General features: G+C 65.6%; 18 protein-coding genes. 6 read left to right on the top strand and 12 right to left on the bottom strand.

Going from position 1 to position 17,478, the window contains the following annotated elements:
- Positions 1-3 precede the first annotated feature (3 nt).
- The 4 genes from gcvP to SA190iCDA_RS20530 form a co-directional block, all read right to left on the bottom strand.
- Positions 4-2,856, bottom strand: coding sequence for an aminomethyl-transferring glycine dehydrogenase (gene gcvP, locus SA190iCDA_RS20545; protein WP_070887561.1), 2,853 nt, complete (start codon positions 2,854-2,856; stop codon positions 4-6).
- 9 nt (positions 2,857-2,865) lie between these two features.
- Complete coding sequence (gene gcvH, locus SA190iCDA_RS20540; RefSeq protein WP_013790132.1) at positions 2,866-3,249, bottom strand: glycine cleavage system protein GcvH; 384 nt, start codon at positions 3,247-3,249, stop codon at positions 2,866-2,868.
- Positions 3,250-3,537: 288 nt separating this feature from the next.
- On the bottom strand, positions 3,538-4,341 hold the full coding sequence (locus tag SA190iCDA_RS20535) for a SirB1 family protein (protein WP_070887560.1): 804 nt from the start codon (positions 4,339-4,341) through the stop codon (positions 3,538-3,540).
- Between the two features lie 94 nt (positions 4,342-4,435).
- The gene (locus SA190iCDA_RS20530; RefSeq protein WP_070887559.1) at positions 4,436-4,699 is read right to left on the bottom strand and encodes a YebG family protein; all 264 of its coding nucleotides are present in this window, start codon (positions 4,697-4,699) and stop codon (positions 4,436-4,438) included.
- A 282-nt stretch (positions 4,700-4,981) separates the two neighbouring features.
- Between SA190iCDA_RS20530 and SA190iCDA_RS20525 the strand changes: the two genes are divergently transcribed.
- Positions 4,982-5,455, top strand: coding sequence for a phosphate-starvation-inducible protein PsiE (locus SA190iCDA_RS20525; RefSeq protein WP_070887557.1), 474 nt, complete (start codon positions 4,982-4,984; stop codon positions 5,453-5,455).
- A gap of 26 nt (positions 5,456-5,481) precedes the next feature.
- Here the strand turns inward: SA190iCDA_RS20525 and SA190iCDA_RS20520 are convergent, their stop codons facing one another.
- The 7 genes from SA190iCDA_RS20520 to yaaA all read right to left on the bottom strand — a co-directional run bounded on the left by SA190iCDA_RS20520 (position 5,482) and on the right by yaaA (position 12,712).
- Positions 5,482-8,115, bottom strand: coding sequence for a DEAD/DEAH box helicase (locus SA190iCDA_RS20520; RefSeq protein WP_070887556.1), 2,634 nt, complete (start codon positions 8,113-8,115; stop codon positions 5,482-5,484).
- A 104-nt stretch (positions 8,116-8,219) separates the two neighbouring features.
- The gene (locus SA190iCDA_RS20515) at positions 8,220-8,465 is read right to left on the bottom strand and encodes a hypothetical protein (protein ID WP_070887555.1); all 246 of its coding nucleotides are present in this window, start codon (positions 8,463-8,465) and stop codon (positions 8,220-8,222) included.
- Positions 8,466-8,529: 64 nt separating this feature from the next.
- A complete protein-coding gene (locus tag SA190iCDA_RS20510) occupies positions 8,530-9,942 on the bottom strand; it encodes a sensor domain-containing diguanylate cyclase (RefSeq protein WP_070887554.1) in 1,413 nt (470 codons plus the stop codon).
- Between the two features lie 65 nt (positions 9,943-10,007).
- Positions 10,008-10,394 carry an ABZJ_00895 family protein gene (locus tag SA190iCDA_RS20505; RefSeq protein ID WP_070887553.1) on the bottom strand — a complete coding sequence of 129 codons (387 nt, stop codon included), beginning with the start codon at positions 10,392-10,394 and terminating at the stop codon, positions 10,008-10,010.
- Positions 10,395-10,451: 57 nt separating this feature from the next.
- Positions 10,452-11,282 carry an SDR family oxidoreductase gene (locus SA190iCDA_RS20500; RefSeq protein WP_070887552.1) on the bottom strand — a complete coding sequence of 277 codons (831 nt, stop codon included), beginning with the start codon at positions 11,280-11,282 and terminating at the stop codon, positions 10,452-10,454.
- Positions 11,283-11,326: 44 nt separating this feature from the next.
- Positions 11,327-11,791 (bottom strand): multidrug transporter, encoded by a 465-nt coding sequence (locus tag SA190iCDA_RS20495; RefSeq protein ID WP_070887551.1) that lies wholly within the window; start codon positions 11,789-11,791, stop codon positions 11,327-11,329.
- Positions 11,792-11,932: 141 nt separating this feature from the next.
- Positions 11,933-12,712 carry a peroxide stress protein YaaA gene (gene yaaA, locus SA190iCDA_RS20490; RefSeq protein WP_070887550.1) on the bottom strand — a complete coding sequence of 260 codons (780 nt, stop codon included), beginning with the start codon at positions 12,710-12,712 and terminating at the stop codon, positions 11,933-11,935.
- A gap of 386 nt (positions 12,713-13,098) precedes the next feature.
- Between yaaA and SA190iCDA_RS20485 the strand changes: the two genes are divergently transcribed.
- The 4 genes from SA190iCDA_RS20485 to moaE all read left to right on the top strand — a co-directional run bounded on the left by SA190iCDA_RS20485 (position 13,099) and on the right by moaE (position 15,779).
- A complete protein-coding gene (locus tag SA190iCDA_RS20485) occupies positions 13,099-14,490 on the top strand; it encodes a PhoH family protein (protein WP_070887549.1) in 1,392 nt (463 codons plus the stop codon).
- Between the two features lie 111 nt (positions 14,491-14,601).
- Positions 14,602-15,081 carry a cyclic pyranopterin monophosphate synthase MoaC gene (moaC, locus tag SA190iCDA_RS20480; RefSeq protein ID WP_070887548.1) on the top strand — a complete coding sequence of 160 codons (480 nt, stop codon included), beginning with the start codon at positions 14,602-14,604 and terminating at the stop codon, positions 15,079-15,081.
- A complete protein-coding gene (locus tag SA190iCDA_RS20475) occupies positions 15,078-15,320 on the top strand; it encodes a MoaD/ThiS family protein (protein ID WP_070887547.1) in 243 nt (80 codons plus the stop codon). Before moaC ends, SA190iCDA_RS20475 begins: the two co-directional genes overlap by 4 nt.
- Positions 15,321-15,779, top strand: coding sequence for a molybdopterin synthase catalytic subunit MoaE (gene moaE / locus SA190iCDA_RS20470; RefSeq protein WP_070887546.1), 459 nt, complete (start codon positions 15,321-15,323; stop codon positions 15,777-15,779). It begins immediately after the preceding gene.
- Between the two features lie 7 nt (positions 15,780-15,786).
- Here moaE and SA190iCDA_RS20465 read toward each other — a convergent pair whose 3' ends face one another.
- Positions 15,787-15,951 carry a hypothetical protein gene (locus SA190iCDA_RS20465; RefSeq protein WP_170833981.1) on the bottom strand — a complete coding sequence of 55 codons (165 nt, stop codon included), beginning with the start codon at positions 15,949-15,951 and terminating at the stop codon, positions 15,787-15,789.
- Between the two features lie 260 nt (positions 15,952-16,211).
- Between SA190iCDA_RS20465 and purT the strand changes: the two genes are divergently transcribed.
- Entirely contained in the window at positions 16,212-17,393 is a 1,182-nt protein-coding gene (gene purT / locus SA190iCDA_RS20460; protein ID WP_070887545.1) for a formate-dependent phosphoribosylglycinamide formyltransferase, read from the top strand.
- Positions 17,394-17,478: the final 85 nt, after the last annotated feature.

The following is a 17,478-nucleotide window of genomic DNA, read 5'->3' as shown; positions in this document are numbered from 1 at the left end:
CGATCAGGCGTCCTGGTAGGCCTCGATGGGCGGGCAGGCGCAGACCAGGTTGCGGTCGCCGAACACGTTGTCGACGCGGCCCACGGGCGGCCAGTACTTGCCGTCGATCAGGCTGCGGGTCGGGTAGACCGCCTGTTCGCGGCTGTACGGGTGCGTCCATTCACCGACCAGTTCGGCGGCGGTGTGCGGGGCGTTCTTCAACGGGTTGTCGTCGGAGTGCAGCTGGCCGCGCTCGACCGCGCGAATTTCCTCGCGGATGGCGATCATGGCGTCGCAGAAGCGATCCAGCTCCTGCTTGGATTCGCTCTCGGTGGGCTCGATCATCAGGGTGCCGGCCACCGGGAAGGACATGGTCGGGGCGTGGAAGCCGAAGTCGATCAGGCGCTTGGCCACGTCGTCGACGCTGATGCCGCTGCTGTCCTTGAGTGGGCGCAGGTCGAGGATGCACTCGTGGGCCACCAGGCCGCCTTCACCGCTGTACAGCACCGGGTAGTGCTCTTCCAGGCGACGGGCGATGTAGTTGGCGTTGAGGATCGCCATCTGCGAGGCCAGGCGCAGGCCGGTGCCGCCCATCATGCGGATGTACATCCAGGTGATCGGCAGGATGCTGGCGCTGCCGAACGGTGCGGCGCTGACCGCACCCTCCTTGCGCGCCATATGCCCGTGGCCGGGCAGGAAGGGCGCCAGGTGGGCCTTCACACCGATCGGGCCGACGCCTGGGCCGCCACCGCCGTGGGGGATGCAGAAGGTCTTGTGCAGGTTCAGGTGCGATACGTCGCCGCCGAACTTGCCGGGGGCGCAGAGGCCGACCATGGCGTTCATGTTGGCGCCGTCGATGTACACCTGGCCGCCGTTGTCGTGAACGATGGCGCAGATTTCGCGGATGCCTTCCTCGAACACGCCATGGGTGGACGGGTAAGTGATCATGATCGCCGCCAGCTGGTCACGATGCTGCTCGGCCTTGGCGCGCAGGTCGTCGATGTCGACGTTGCCGCGGGCGTCGCAGGCGGTCACCACCACGCGCATGCCGGCCATATGGGCGGTGGCCGGGTTGGTGCCGTGGGCCGACTGCGGGATCAGGCAGATATCGCGCTTGTCGTCGCCGCGGCTGTGATGATAGGCGCGGATCGCCAGCAGGCCGGCGTATTCGCCCTGGGAGCCGGCGTTGGGCTGCAGCGACACGGCGTCGTAGCCGGTGGCGGCGCAGAGCATGGCTTCCAGCTCGTCGGTCAGTTCCTGGTAGCCGGCGCTCTGTTCGGCAGGGGCGAAGGGGTGCAGGTTGCCGAACTCGGCCCAGGTGACCGGAATCATCTCGCTGGCGGCATTCAGTTTCATGGTGCAGGAGCCCAGCGGGATCATGCTGCGATCCAGGGCCAGATCCTTGTCGGCGAGCTTGCGCAGGTAGCGCATCAGCTCGGTTTCCGAGTGGTAGCGGTTGAACACCGGGTGCTCGAGGATCGCCGACTGGCGTAGCTGTGCGGCAGGCAGGCTGCTGCCGGCCCCGGCGGCCAGTGCGGTGAAGTCCGGCACCGGCTTGCCGTTTGCGAATAGCGACCAGAGTTGCTCGATATCCGCCTGGGTGGTGGTTTCGTCGAACGACAGGCCGAGGCGCTCGGCATCCACTTCACGCAGGTTGATGCCGGCGGCGCGGGCGTTGGCATGCAGCGCCGCGGTCTGGGCACCGGTGCGCAGGGTAACGGTGTCGAAGAATGCCTGTTGCTCGACCGCCAGGCCAAGGCTCTGCACGCCGCGGGCGAAGATCAGGGTCAGTTGATGGACGCGCTGAGCGATCCGGCTCAGCCCCTGGGGGCCGTGGTAGACGGCGTACATGGCGGCGATGTTGGCCAGCAGCACCTGGGCGGTGCAGATGTTGCTGGTGGCCTTCTCGCGGCGGATGTGCTGCTCGCGGGTCTGCATGGCCAGGCGCAGGGCCGGGTTGCCGAAGCGATCCACCGACATGCCGACCAGGCGGCCTGGCATGTCGCGCTTGAAGGCGTCACGGGTGGCGAAGTAGGCCGCGTGTGGACCACCGAAACCCAGTGGCACGCCAAACCGCTGGGCGCTGCCCAGGGCCACGTCGGCACCGAACTCGCCGGGTGCCTGCAGCAGGGTCAGGGCCAGCAGGTCGGCCGCGACGGCGACCAGGGCGTTGGCGGCATGGAAACGCTCGACCACCTCGCGGTAGTCGAAGATGTCGCCATTGCTCGCCGGGTACTGCAGCAGGGCGCCGAAGAAGGCGCTGGCATCGTCGATCGCCGCTTCGTCACCCACCACCACTTCGATGCCCAGGGGCTCGGCGCGGGTGCGCAGCACGTCGAGGGTCTGCGGGTGGCAATGCTGGGAGGCGAAGAAGGCGTTGGCGGCCTTGTTCTTCGACAGGCGCTTGCAGAAGGTCATGGCTTCGGCGGCGGCGGTGCCTTCGTCGAGCAGCGAGGCGTTGGCGATCGGCAGGCCGGTGAGATCGCTGATCAGCGTCTGGAAATTGAGCAGCGACTCCAGGCGACCCTGGGAGATCTCCGGCTGGTAGGGCGTGTAGGCGGTGTACCAGGCCGGGTTTTCCAGCAGGTTGCGCAGGATCGGCGACGGCGTGTGGGTGCCGTAGTAACCCTGGCCGATGTAGTTGCGAAACAGCTTGTTCTTGGTGGCGATGGCCTTGATGGCGGCCAGGGCCTCGGCTTCGCTCTGGCCGTCGCCGGCCGGCAGCACGCTGGTGCCCTTGATGCTACCCGGGATGACGCTGGCGGTCAGCGCGTCGAGGTCGCTGAAGCCCAGGGTTTCCAGCATGGCGGCGGTGTCTTGCTCGCGCGGGCCGATATGGCGGACGATGAATTCGTTGCGGGTGGTCAGGTCAGTCATGGCGTTCTCTCAAGCATCGGCTTTGGCGTTGAGCAGGCGCTCGTAGGCGTCCTGATCGAGCAGGCCGGCCAGGGCGCCGGCATCGGCTGGGCGGAAGCGGAAGAACCAGCCCTGGCCCAGGGGCTCGGCATTGACCAGCTCGGGGCTGGCTTCGAGGTCCGGGTTCACTTCGACCACCTCACCGTCGAGTGGCATGCCGATGTTGCTGGCGGCTTTCACGGATTCCAGCACCGCCACCTCGTCGCCGGCGGCGTAGGCCTGCAGCTCGGGCAACTGCACGAACACCACGTCGCCCAGCGCGTCTTGAGCGTAGGCGGTGATCCCTACGGTGACCAGGCCATCGGCCTCCTGACGCAGCCATTCGTGTTCGACGGTGAAACGCAATTCGCTCATGGGGGCTCCCTTGTTGATCTTTGCCCATCTGAGTGGGCGCGGTTTATGGGAAACGAATAAGCAAGGTCGATGCCATATAGAATAATCATTAAAAATCAATGAGTTAGATATTTTAAAGATTGATGTTTGGCAGCGATGTATCGGTTTCGATACAGATGGCGCCTGCCAAGGCGGAAAGCCTTGCGGAGCCCACGGATGTCGCCCATGGTTATCTGTGTGTCGTATTGGATACGCTGTATTGAAACCAGTACGCAGGCATGGGGCTGGTTGGCGCCCGCCCAGGGAGTATCAATGGAGCGCGGGCTGCCCACTGGACTGGCGCAGCCGATCACCGAGTTTCAGGCGCAGAGTCGGGTCTTCGCACAAGAGTAGGGCGCGCTGTACGTCGAAGCGCTCGGCATGGGAGCAATCCAGGTGGTGATACAGATCGGCCCTGGCCAGGTGGTCGTTGACGTTGGGGGGCGCCAACTGCAGCACCCGTTCGGCGTCCTTCAGGGCACTGAGGTAATCCTCGGCCTGGGCGTGCAGATGGCGCAGGTTGCGCGACAGGCGCACGATCATGCTGAGCGCATCGCAGCCCAGCATGTGCTCGGCGCTCAGCTGGGCATGGGGGCCGAGGTAGCGCAGCAGCAATTCCCGGCAATCCCGAGTGTACAGACGTCGCCCGCCACAGGGGTCGAGCAGGTGATCGGCGCCGGGCACGCGCAACAGAAAGTAGCCGGGAAAGCTCACGCCCTGCAACGGTATCTGCAGCCGCCGCGCCAGCTCCAGGGCGATCAGCGCGATGCTCAGCGGCTGGCCGCGACGCCGTTGCAGCACCTTGTGCAGCAGCGCGGCCTGGGGGCGTACCGGGCTGTCGTCATCCTCATAAAAATGCAGGTCGCTGAGGCGTCGCAACAGGGGTTGCGCCAATTCCTGGGGCGGGAAGTTGGGCAGGCCGGCGCCGACTTGCTGCTTGAGATTCTCCAGCTCGCCCATGAGCTGTCGGGGCTGCACTGCCGGATCGTGCTCGGCGGCGATCCAGAGTGCGGCTTCGAACAGCGCCGGCTGTTCGGCATTCAGACAGGCAAGGCAGTGATCGCGCGCGCTCATGGTCACCTCCCGGGGGATGAGCCTGTTTTAGCTGCGCGCGCGCCGGCCGTCCAGCCCGCAAAAGCGAAGAGATGTTAACCGGGGTGCCGGGTGCTCACTCCGCGTCCGGCTGGCTGCCCAGTTCGCCGAGGGCATCGGGCTGGTTCTTGAACGCTTTGGCGAACACATCGCGATTTCTGGCCATGTAGATACCCAGCTCCTCGCCCTGGTCCTCGCTGAGCGACGGCACGGCCTTCTGCAGCACCTCGCTGAGCAGCTCGGCCAGCTCCAGCATCCTGTCATGACGATCTGCTTCGGCCTTATCCATAAACAAGCGCTCCGGGTCGCGACTGCTGCGGTACACCACTTCGACGGCCATTCATCACCTCTACGCCTTCGCTGATAATTAATAATACTGTTCATGCATACAGTGGCGGCAAGCATAATCAACTGGCCTGCGTTTGAACAGCGTAAACCGAGCTGGCGATCATCCGCGACATCCTGCCACGGGCCTGGGCGCTGATTGCATGTGCCTTTGCCGTGCCGCTGCGCATCTGTGTGCCATCGCAGCCGGTTCGCTGGTCTTGTTCCTGCATGGCAATGTCATGCGGGCGCGTCATGATCAGGGCGCCAGGCAGCATCATTTGGAAAGGGGAATGCCATGAAGTGGGTGGACAATAGCCGCAAGCGGATGCACGAAGGCGCGAATTCGATCGGTAATCTGTTCGTCGAAGGCTTTCATTACCTGGGGCTGTTCGCCATCGGTGCGGCGACCGCCTGGGCGTCGGTCGCCGCGTTCATCGGCATGGTGGACAAGGGCAGTGCCAGCGTGGACGACATCCTGCTGCTGTTCATCTACCTGGAGCTGGGGGCGATGGTCGGCATCTACTTCAAGACCAACCATTTGCCGATCCGCTTTTTGCTGTACATCGCCATCACCGCGCTGACCCGCTACCTGATCGGCGACGTGTCCCATCACAAGGCGCCGGACATCGGCCTGTTGTACCTGTGCGGCGGCATCTTCTTCCTGGCGCTGTCGGTACTGGCGGTGCGTTTCGCGTCGTACAGGTTCCCGTCCAGCAAGGCCATCGACTCCACCGGCGAAGTGGTGGGCGACAACTACAGCGAGCGCTGACGGCGTCTGGGGCCTGTTAACAGGCCCTAGTCGGCCAGGGGGGCGAACAGCGCCTGCAGGTCGTCCTCGCTGAGCTGCCAGGTGCTCTGGCTGCCGCCTTCCTCGAGCAGGCCGTGGGCCAGGTTGGCCTTGGCCTGCTGCAACTGCTGGATCTTTTCTTCCACGCTGCCGCGGGCGATCAGCTTGTAGACGAATACCGGCTTGTCCTGGCCGATGCGGTAGGCGCGGTCGCTGGCCTGGGCCTCGGCCGCCGGGTTCCACCAGGGGTCGAAGTGGATCACGGTGTCGGCAGCGGTCAGGTTCAGGCCAGCGCCGCCGGCCTTGAGGCTGATCAGGAAGACCGGGAATTGACCGGCCTGGAACTGCTCCACGGGGGTGCGCCGGTCACGGGTGCTGCCGGTCAGTTTGGCGTAGCCGATGCGGCGCGCCTGCAGCTCGCCTTCGATCAGTGCCAGCATCGAGGTGAACTGGGAGAACAACAGCACGCGCCGGCCTTCGCCGATCAGCGCTTCGAGCATGTCCAGCAGGCTACTGAGCTTGCCGGAGTCGTGGCTGGTGAGCTCGGCCGGCGCCTCGTCGAGCAGGCGCAGGTCGCAGCACACCTGACGCAGGCGCAGCAACGCCTCGAGGATGACGATCTGGCTGCGCGCCAGGCCCTGGCGGGTGATTTCCTCGCGCACCTTGTGGTCCATGGCCAGGCGCAGGATTTCGTAGCGGTCGCGCTGGGCGGGTGTCAGTTCCACCCACTGGGTGATTTCGGTCTTGGGCGGCAATTCGCGGGCTACCTGTTCCTTCTTGCGGCGCAGCACGAAGGGCTTGATCCGCCCACGCAGGTGCGCCAGGCGCTGCTCGCTGCCGTGCTTTTCGATGGGCGTGCGGTAGTCGCGGGTGAAGCGCTTGGCGTCGCCGAGCCAGCCCGGCATCAGGAAGTTGAACAGCGACCACAGCTCGCCCAGGTTGTTTTCCAGGGGCGTGCCGCTCAGGCACAGGCGCTGGCGGGCGTTGATCTGGCCGGCGGCCAGGGCCGCCTTGCTGCGCGGATTCTTGATGCTCTGCGCCTCGTCGAGAATCAGCAGGTGGAAGCGCTGCGCGGTCAGCGCCTTGAGGTCGCGTGGCAGCAGGGCATAGGTGGTGAGCACGATATCGTGCTCGGCGATCAGCTTGAACCCGCTGCGCCGCTTGCTGCCATGCAGGGCCAGCACCTTGAGGGTCGGCGCGAAACGTGCGGCCTCGTCCTGCCAGTTGGGAATCAGGCTGGTGGGCATGACGATCAGCGCCGGCTGCTGGAGGCGACCGTTCTGCTTCTCCAGCAGGATGTGCGCCAGGGTCTGCAGGGTCTTGCCAAGGCCCATGTCGTCGGCCAGCACACCGCCGACTTCCAGTTCGCCCAGCGCCTGCATCCAGCCCAGCCCCTGGAGCTGGTAAGGGCGCAGCTGTGCGGCCAGCTCGTCGGGGGCGCTCACCGCTTGTTGCGTGGTGTGCTGCAGGCGTCGGGCGAACTCGCGCAGCTCGATGCCGCCCTGCCAGTTCAGCGCCGGCCCCTGCTGCAGGGTGTTGAGGCGGGCGGCATCGGCGCGTGCCAGGCGTACCCGGGTGCCGATTTCTTCGGCCTCGCCGATGAACAATTCGCCGAGCGCCGCCAGCAGTGGCTTGAGCCGCGCATAGGGCAGGGCCACGCGGCGCTGGCTATGGGGCAGGCTGACCAGCAGCAGCTCCTCGTCCTGGCGCTGGGCCAGGGCGTCGCCGGAGAGCAGCCAGGGCGAGCGGCGGATGGCCTGCAGCAATACCGGCAGCAGGCTGATGCGCTGGCCCTCGACCTCGATGCCCAGCTCCAGGTCGAACCAGCCCTGCTCGGGCACCTCGTCGACATCGGCGTACCAGTCGTCGATCTCGGCCAGGTTGTACTGGAAGTCGGGCTGGATCTCGACCCGCCAGCCTTCGGCGCGCAGCGCCGGCACCTGCTGCTGCATGAAACTCAACCAGGCGGCATCGCCCTGCAGTTCGAAATGCTCGCCCGGGTGCTGGGCCAGGGCTTCGCTCTGCCGCAGGGCGATGCGCAGGCCGCCGTCTTCCAGGCGACGGCGCAGCTCGGCCTCACGCGGGGCGTTGCGGGTGATGCGCAACTGACGATTGGACCCCAGACGCACCAGCAGGTCCTTGGCCGTTTTACCCACCGCGGTATGGCCCTGGTAGTCGAAGGCCAGGGCGGCGCGGTGCTGGGTCTGTTCCAGCATGCGGCCCTTGCGCGCATCGAAATGCACGCGCACGTGGCTGCCCAGGGTCAGGATCGGTTGTGGCTGCAGGTCGTCCAGCACGGTTTCGTCCACCGGCTTTTCGGTGACGATCAGGGTGCCGAGATCATCGCCGGCGCGCTGCCGCGCCTCCAGGGTGAGTAGCGCGGCCGCCACGTGCTTGCAGTTGAACCCCACCGGGCAGCTGCAATGGCCGGTGACGCCCCAGCCCTTGCCGTAGGCGTGCAGGGTGATGCGCTGCTGGTAGGGGCGCTCGCCGCTGCCCAGGCAACTGGCGAGCAGGCTGTGGTCCTTGAGGCTGAGCAGGCGGCTCAGGCCGCGCGTGGCGTAGTCCTGGCCGCGGCGCAGCGCGCCTTCATCGAAGTCGCCGCGCCAGTCGGCCTGCTGCAGGTGCAGGATGTCAGGCATTGGGCGGGCTCTCTGGCGTCAGGGCGAGGTTTGGCATGGCAGTGGAAAAACGATGGCAAGCCGCCGATGGTCTCACAGCTCGCCCGGGAATGCAGCACTGCGGCTCAGGTGCGCTCGGCTGGCGCTTCGGTCTTGATGGCGCCGCGAATGTTCATCGCGCCCAGGCACAGTTGCAGCACGATCAGCGCATAGGCGTGGCTGTATAGACCCCAGACGATCCACAGCAGGTTGCTGGCCATGAACACCCAGAAGCCCAGGTTACGGCGGCGACGCTGCTTGGAGGCGACCAGCCAGGCGGCGATGACGGTGATCAGCATGGCTGGCCATTGCAGCCAGTCGAGGTATTCCATAAGGCATCCAGAAACGACAGGTGACCTATTAGCGACCGACGCAGTGCCGCCTGCGTTCGATCTTTCAAACCGGGGCGTTCTCTCGCTGCGCCTTGTCGGCATACATCTCGGCGTCGGCCATGCGCAGCAGGTCGCTGGCGCTGGTGCCGTCCTGCGGCGCGATGGCGATACCGATGCTGATGCCCACCTGCAAACTCTGCCCGTTGAAGACGATAGGGTCACCCAGCTCGTCCTCGATGCGTTGCCCGAGGCGAATGGCCGCGGCCCTGTCGAGACCCGGCAGCAGCACGGCGAATTCGTCACCGCCCAGGCGCGCCGGCATGTCGATGCTGCGCAGCAGGCCACGCAGGCGGCTGGCACTGACCCGGAGCACCTCGTCGCCTGCAGCGTGACCGTAGCGATCGTTGATCTGCTTGAAGTGGTCCAGGTCGATCATCATCAGCGCGCAGGATGCCGAGCGGCCATTGGCCAGGGCGCTGGCGACGCTGTGATCGAACACCCGGCGGTTCGGCAGCTCGGTCAGCGGGTCCTGGTGCGCCAGGGTGTTGAGGGGGCGCAGCAGGTGCCGGCCGATCAGGACCACCACCAGTGCCGATAGCGCCAGGCTGGCCAACAGCAGATAGCGCTGGAAACCCTCGATACGCTCGTAGGCGGCCATGTTCTGGCTCAGCGACTTGCCGGCGATCAGCAACACTTCGCTGGCCTGTTGGGCAGTGAAGTTGTCTAGCGTCACCGAGCGCATCAGGTATTCGTCACGCTCATCCTGCAGCGTCCACTCGGCGCCGTCGACCAGCGCCGCCGGGTTGCCCAGCAAGCGCTCGAAGCTGCTGTTCAGGGTATTGCCGTGCAGCTGCCAGGCGCCGTTCTGCCCCCGGGACAGAAACACGAAGTCGGTATCGGTGACCTTTTTGAGGGCTTGCGCCAGTTCATCGTCGATGGCGAAGCCCAGGGTCAGCTCGGCCTGGGGTGTGGGCATCCTCACCACACTGTGGATGAGCTGGTAGAGCACGCCGCTCTGGCTGCGCAGCAGGCTGACCGGTTGCGCGTCGGGGCTCGCGGACTGGGCAGCCGCTTTGAGCAGTGGCGCGATATCGGCCTGTGGCAGCTCCCTGGGCACGCTGGCGATCAACTGGCGGTCGAGGGTGTTGAGCAGGGCGATGTCGGCCTTCAGCCGCTCGCCGTGGTTGCCCAGCATGGACTCGATGGTGGAGCGCTCGCCCGTGGCGATGGCCTCCTTGAGGCCGTAATCGGCGGCCAGTACCGCGGCGCCCTGGGCCAATTGCCGCTGGCGCAACTCCAGCAGCTCGTCGACCACCTGGGTGGTGGTCTGCAGGCTGCTGCTGATGGTTTCCGCGACGATGCTGCGGTTGGTACGGGTGCTGAACAGGTAGATGACCACCTGCACGGTCAGCAGCGCGACGAGCAGCACCACGATGATGCGTCGCTCCTGGGTCTTGATGTGCCGGCTGCTTCTCATCGAGGTTCCAAACGGTTTGCTGTTATCGAGTGTAGAGCAGCGTTTGGCCGGCAAGTGCCGCCTGATCAGGGCGTGCGCTTGAAGATACGTTCCGAGAACAGCAGTTGCGCAAGCAATGGGTAAGCGAGGTAATGCAGGATAAAGATCAGCACGCCCATGGGGCTGGGCTCGTCCTGCAGGGTCATCATGGTCAGCAGCCCCGCGTACAGCAGCGCGAGCAGGCCGCCGTACAACCATACCAGGCGGCGCCGCTCGCCACGGGTGGGCGGGCGCCGCTGCTGCCAGGCGAACAGCAGCGCCATCAGCGCCGCGATGCTGGCGGCGATCACCAGGGTGGCCAGCACGCCGCCGAGTTTGACGAAGCTGCGCAGCAGCACGTTGAGCACTACGGCTGCCACCACGCCGACAAGGGCGTAGCGCAGCATGGCGACGGGCTGATGGGACGGCGGCATGGCAACAGGGCTCGGCGGTGGCGATGAAGCTTGGAGTCTCGCCCGTGCCGCCAGGTTCTACAAGCGGCGATCCAGGCCGAAGCGGCGGCCCAGCACGCGGTCGAGCAAGGTGCCGGGCAACAGCGCGGCAAGCAGCGGCAGGGCGCGGCTGCCATTGCCCAGGCGCAGCACCCGCGGGCGCTTGGCGCTGGCCACGGCGGCGTACACGTTGCGCGCCACGTGGCTGGCCGGCGTCGGGTCGTCCTGGGAGGCGATGGCGCGGGCGCGGATGCCGTCGCGCATCGGCCACCAGGGCGAGTGCTCGCCGATCAACTGCTCGGCCTGGCGGCTGGCATGGGTACCGAAGCTGGATTCGATGGCGCCCGGCTGCACCTCCATCACCCCCACCCCGAATGGTGCGAGCTCCAGCCGCAGGGCGTCGCTGATGGCATGCACCGCGGCCTTGGAGGCGCAGTAGGCGCCTGCGAAGGGGGTCACCAGTACGGCGGAAACGCTGCCGATATTGATCACCAGGCCCTTGTTCTGGCGCAGCAGCGGGAACAATGCGCGGGTCAGGTTGACCAGGGAGAACACGTTGGTCTCGAACTGCTTGCGCAATGCCGTGGCGCCGCCGTCGAGCAGCGGGCCCATGGCGCCATAGCCGGCATTGTTGATCAGCACGTCGAGCCCGCCGTTGCGTGCCTTGAGCGTGCTGGCCAGCTGTTCGACCGCGGCGGCGTCGTTGACGTCCAGTTGCACGGCATGGAAACCGGCTTCGCTGAGGCGCGCCACGTCTTCGCTCTTGCGGGCGCTTGCCCAGACCTCATAGCCCTGCTGGGCGAAGGTATCGGCCAGTGCCCGGCCAATGCCACTGGAGCAGCCGGTGATCAGAACCGTCGGTTGGCTCATGGGGAATCCTGGTGATTGTTGTTGTGTGGATTTCGAGGCTGTACCTAGCGACTGAAGCTGCCCTGCAACTGCTCGGCGCGGAATTCCAGGGTGCTGGCGCGATAGCCGCTACGCAGGGTAGGCAGCGGCAGGCAGGTTTGCCAGTCGGCGCCGGGCAACAGTTCACCGGGACCGCTATAGCGTGGCGCCTCGAACAGGCGCTGCGCCAGGTTGACGCTGTCCCCCGGCCGGTAGGCGGTGATCTGCCAGCGCAGTTCCTGCAGGGCAGCCTCGCTGCCGTTGTGCAGGTGCAGTTCCAGTGGGCGATCTGCCGGGCAGCTTTCCGGGGCGTAGCTCAAGCGCAGCTCGAGGTGGGCCAGGTTGCGGTTCTCGCGACTTTCCTGCCACAGCACCCAGCTCGCCACCAGGCCCAGGCCCGCCAGTGCCGCCAGGGAAATGGGCAGGGCCTTGGCCGGGTAGCGGATCAGCAGAATGAACCAGCTGAGTACCAGAATCGCGCCGAAGATCATGACTGGACCTTGAATGTCGAGTGTCCACCAATCCTACACAAGGCCGATGGGCTCGGCACGCGCCCAGGGGTTGATGGATGTTTCCACTAGGGACTTTTCCGCTTCACGCACGGCCGCGCTGAGATGGATCAAACCCTAGGCTCACTCCGGGGTGTGGTCGCGCAGGAACACCAGCTTGTCGGCGCTCGAGTCCTTTGCCGAGAAGCGGTAGCCCTGGTCGTCGAAATCCTTGAGGTGCTTCGGGTCCGTCACGCGTTCCTTGATCACATGGCGGGCCATCAGGCCGCGGGCCTTCTTGGCGTAGAAGCTGATGATCTTGTACTGGCCGTTCTTCAGGTCCCTGAACTCGGTGTCGATGACCCGCGCCTCGAGCACCTTGCGCTTGACCGCCCCGAAGTACTCGTTGGACGCCAGGTTGAGCAGCACATCGTCGCCCTGGGCTGCCAGCGCCCCGTTCAGCCATGCGCTGATGTGCTCGCCCCAGAACGCGTAGAGGTCCTTGCCGCGGGCATTGGCCAGCTTGGTGCCCATCTCCAGGCGGTAGGGCATCATCAGGTCCAGGGGGCGCAGCAGGCCATACAGGCCGGAGAGCATGCGCAGGTGCTGCTGGGCGAAATCGAAATCGGCTTCAGTGAAGCTTTCCGCGTCCAGGCCGGTGTACACGTCGCCCTTGAAGGCCAGCAGCGCCTGCTTGGCGTTTTCTGTAGTGAACTCGGGTGTCCAGCTGCCGAAGCGCGCGGCGTTGAGGCCGGCGAGCTTGTCGGAGAGGTGCATCAGTTCGGCGATCTGCACGGGCGAGAAGTCGCGCAACTGGGCGACCAGCTCCTGGGCGTGGTCGAGAAATTCTGGCTGGGTGAAGCGCGAGGTCACCGGTGCGCTGTCGTAGTCCAGGGTCTTGGCGGGTGAGATCACCATCAGCATGAGTCGTCTCCTTCGGCGGAGCGGCGATTCTAGCCGATTCGGCAGCGCCAGCGGGCGGCTGGCAAGGGTGCCGGACTCATGACTCTAGTGCCCGACTAGCGCCGCTGCCAAGGTCATTCGTCCAACCGACAAATAAAAATAAAAAAACTGAAAAGATCATTTGCCTGTCACATTTTTTGGAGTATCAACGAACTGTGGTTTGCGGCGAGTCGGGCATGACGATCGGCCCGTGCAGACCACGCCTTGAAAGACCGCCGAACCCTGCAGACAGGTGGCGGCCCTCGGCCCTCGTCCGTTTGCGGCGCTCCTGATCGGGAGTCGGTGGTCCTGTGTGGCGGAGCGCCGTCCTGGCATTCCGTCGCTGGATCCGACAAGAGGTGACGAGTATGGATGACCACGGACGCATCAAGCCCACCGCCCCAACCTTGTACGCCCTCGACACCAATGTCCTGATTCACGATCCCAACGCACTGCTCAATTTCCAGGAACACCACGTCGCCATCCCGATGACGGTGCTGGAGGAACTCGACAAGCTGAAAACCGGCAAGCAGGGCGTCGCCGCCGAATGCCGGCAGGCTATCCGCCTGATCGACAAGATTCTCGATGGCGCCACCCCCGAGGATGTCGAGCATGGCGTGCCGATCCAGCGGGAAAAGAGCGGCCCCTGCGGCTTTCTGTCGATTCTCATGAGCAAGAGCGCGGCGCCGGTCACCTGGCTGCCCGAAGACCTCAACGACAACAAGATCATCAACCAGCTGGTGGAGCTCAAGGCACGTCGCCCGGGGATGTCCGTGGTGCTGGTGACCAAGGACATCAACATGCGCCTGAAGGCGCGTGGCTGCGGGCTGGATTCCGAGGATTACCACACCGACCAGCTGGTCGACGACGTCTCGCTGCTGTCCAAGGGGTACCACAACGTCGACGGCGCCTTCTGGGATCGCGTGGCCAAGGTCGATACCCGTCAGGGCCACGGGCGCACCTGGCACCGCGTCCAGCTCAGCGAAGACCTGCCGGCGGTCAACGTCAACGAATTCATCATCGACGAGCAGGGCTTCGTCGGCTGGGTCAAGGAGGTGGAGGGTAACGAGCTGCTGATTCTCGACCTGCACCAGGAACCGCTGCTGCACCAGGAAGCCTGGGGGCTCAAACCGCGGGACATCCACCAGGCCCTGGCGCTCTATGCGCTGCTCGACCCGGACATCCACCTGGTCAACCTGACCGGCGCCGCCGGCTCGGGCAAGACCATCCTGGCGCTGGCCGCGGCCATCGAGCAGACCATGGTCAGCAAGCGCTACCGGCGCATCATCGCCACCCGCTCGGTGCAGGGGCTGGACCAGGAAATCGGCTTTCTGCCCGGCACCGAAGCGGAGAAGATGGAGCCCTGGCTGGGTGCCATCACCGACAACCTCGAAGCCCTGCACATGGATGACGAAAACACCCACGGCAGCGTCGACTACATCCTGCAGAAGGTGCCCCTGCAGTTCAAATCCCTGAACTACATCCGCGGGCGCAGCTTCCAGCAGAGCCTGATCCTCATCGACGAGTGCCAGAACCTCACCCCGCACCAGATGAAGACCATCATCACCCGTGCCGGCGCCGGCTCCAAGGTGATCTGCCTGGGCAACCTGGCGCAGATCGACACCCCGTATCTGTCGGCGCCCAGCTCGGGCCTGACCTACCTCACCGAGCGCTTCAAGGGCTTCGAGCATGGCGTGCACATCACCCTGCAGGGTGTGCCGCGTTCGATCCTCGCCGAGTACGCCGAAAGCCACATGTAATCCCTCGGCCCGGAGCCGCCTGGCGGCTCCGGGCCTCTATTGCGGCGCCTATGGTTTGCAGGGGGCGGTGCGGGGCCTACAATCGCCAGGTTTTCTATTTGGAGATTGCCCGTGCTGACCCATCTCGACTCCCAGGGGCGCGCCAATATGGTCGACGTCAGCGACAAGGCGCAGACCGTGCGCGAAGCCGTGGCCGAGGCCCGGGTGCGCATGCTGCCCACCACCCTGCAGATGATCGTCGACGGCGAACACCCCAAGGGCGACGTGTTCGCCGTGGCGCGTATCGCCGGCATCCAGGCCGCGAAAAAGACCGCCGATCTGATTCCGCTGTGTCATCCGCTGATGCTCACCAGCGTCAAGGTCGAGCTGCAGGCCGATGGTGAAGACGCGGTGCTGATTCGTGCGCGCTGCAAGCTCACCGGCCAGACCGGCGTGGAGATGGAGGCGCTGACCGCCGCCAGTGTCGCGGCGCTGACCATTTACGACATGTGCAAGGCGGTGGATCGCGGCATGGCCATCGAGCAGGTGCGCCTGCTGGAAAAGCTCGGCGGCAAGAGCGGCCATTTCCTGGCGGGCGAGGGCGAGCGATGATCCGTGTGCAGTACTTCGCTCGCTACCGTGAAGCCCTGGGTCTCGATGCCGAGGAGCTGCCGGGCAGTTTCGCCACCCTCGACGAGCTGCGCCTGCACCTGCTGGCCCGCGGCGGCGCCTGGGAGGTGCTCGCCGAGCGCGGCCTGATGTGTGCCCGCAACGAAGTGCTCTGCACGTTGAGCGAGCCGCTGGCCGATGGCGACGCGGTGGCGTTCTTCCCCACGGTTACCGGAGGCTGAATGGGTATTCGCGTCCAGCAGGCCGTCTTCGATCCGGGGCACGAGACCAACGCCGTGCACGCCGCCAATAACGGCGTAGGCGCCGTGGCGAGCTTCGTCGGCTACGTGCGCGACTTCAATGATGGCCAGGAGGTGACGGGGATGTTTCTCGAGCATTTCCCGGGCATGACCGAAAAGGCCCTGGCGGGCATCGAGGCCCAGGCCCGCGAGCGCTGGCCGCTGCGAGGTGTCGAGGTGATTCACCGGGTCGGGCGGCTGGAGCCCGGCGAGCCGATCGTCTTCGTCGGCGTGGCCAGCGCCCACCGCCAGGCAGCCTTCGAGGCCTGCGAATTCTTCATGGATTACCTGAAGACCCGCGCGCCGTTCTGGAAAAAGGAAGACACCCCCAACGGCCCGCGCTGGGTCGAGGGCCGTGACAGCGATCAGGCATCCGCCAGGCGTTGGCAGGCCGACAGCTGAAAGTGGCTCAGCCGAATTCGATAAATACCTTGAAGAACAGCGGGGCGAACATCGATAGCGCGCCCAGCCCCGTCAGCCAGATGCCCCATTCCCGTTCGCGGTTGTTGAAACCGATGCCCAGCAGCAGAAAGCCACTGATCAATAGCACGATCATGATGTGGAAAGCGTCCATGGCCAAGCCTCCTCGGAAGTCGCGTGCCAGGAGCTGCGCCGCTGCCTCGGCATGCCGAGGCAGCGGCGGCCTACACCTTGAGCGTAGTCGAGGGGGCGGGCGGTGGCGCTGATCGAGGGCAATTCGCGGGATCAATAATGCACTGCCTTGGCAACCGGCCAGGCTGCGATAAAAAGCATGTCCGGCGATTTTGTTCGCGGTCGCGGCCGGGCGCGATTAAAATCGCCGCCTGAATTCTCCTGCTACCCAAGGATCCTGTTATGCCCCGTATCGGAACCCCCCTGTCGCCCAGCGCGACCCGTGTGTTGCTGTGTGGCTCGGGCGAGCTCGGCAAGGAATTGGTCATCGAACTGCAGCGCCTCGGCGTGGAAGTGATCGCCGTCGATCGCTACGCCAATGCCCCGGCCATGCAGGTGGCGCATCGCAGCCACGTGATCAACATGCTCGACGGCGCCGCACTGCGTGCGGTGATCGAGCAGGAGAAGCCGCACTACATCGTGCCGGAAATCGAGGCGATCGCCACCGCCACCCTGGTCGAGCTGGAAAACCAAGGCTACACCGTGATCCCCAGTGCCCGCGCCGCGCAGCTGACCATGAACCGCGAAGGCATTCGTCGTCTGGCCGCCGAAGAGCTCGGCCTGCCGACCTCGCCCTACCAGTTCGCCGACTCCTTCGAGGAGTTCCAGGCGGCAGTCGGCGCCATCGGCTTTCCGTGCGTGGTCAAGCCCATCATGAGTTCCTCGGGCAAGGGCCAGTCGGTGCTCAAGGGCGCCGACGACGTGCAGAAGGCCTGGGATTATGCCCAGGCTGGCGGTCGTGCCGGCAAGGGCCGGGTGATCGTCGAGGGCTTTATCGACTTCGATTACGAAATCACCCTGTTGACCGTGCGTCACGTCGGCGGCACCACCTTCTGCGCACCGGTCGGCCATCGCCAGGAGAAGGGCGACTACCAGGAGTCCTGGCAGCCCCAGGCGATGAGCGAGGCCGCCCGTGCCGAGGCCGAGCGCATCGCCCTGGCCGTTACCGGCTCGCTCGGTGGTCGTGGTCTGTTCGGCGTCGAGCTGTTCGTCAAGGGCGATCAGGTATGGTTCTGCGAGATCTCGCCGCGCCCCCACGACACCGGCCTGGTGACCCTGATCTCCCAGGACCTGTCCGAATTCGCCCTGCATGCCCGCGCCATCCTCGGCCTGCCGATCCCGGCGATCCGCCAGTTCGGGCCGTCCGCCTCGGCGGTGATCCTGGTCGAAGGTGAATCCACCCAGGTCAGCTTCGGCAGCCTGGGCGCCGCGCTCACCGAACCGGATACCGCCCTGCGCCTGTTCGGCAAGCCGGAAGTCAGCGGCCAGCGCCGCATGGGTGTTGCTCTTGCCCGTGACGAGTCGCTGGACGCGGCCCGCGCCAAGGCGCTGCGCTCGGCACAGGCGGTCAAGGTCGAGCTGTAACGCTCGAACCTTTTTCGCTAGCTAGCGCAACGGCCGCAAAGTGGCGCAAGCGGCCGCAAGCTGCAAGCTCCAAGCTACAGGTTAA

It is taken from the genome of Pseudomonas argentinensis, from assembly GCF_001839655.2.
Classification (GTDB): domain Bacteria; phylum Pseudomonadota; class Gammaproteobacteria; order Pseudomonadales; family Pseudomonadaceae; genus Aquipseudomonas; species Aquipseudomonas argentinensis_B.
The sequence above is the reverse complement of the archived record's forward strand: the minus strand, read 5'-3'. Positions and strand labels throughout refer to the sequence as shown.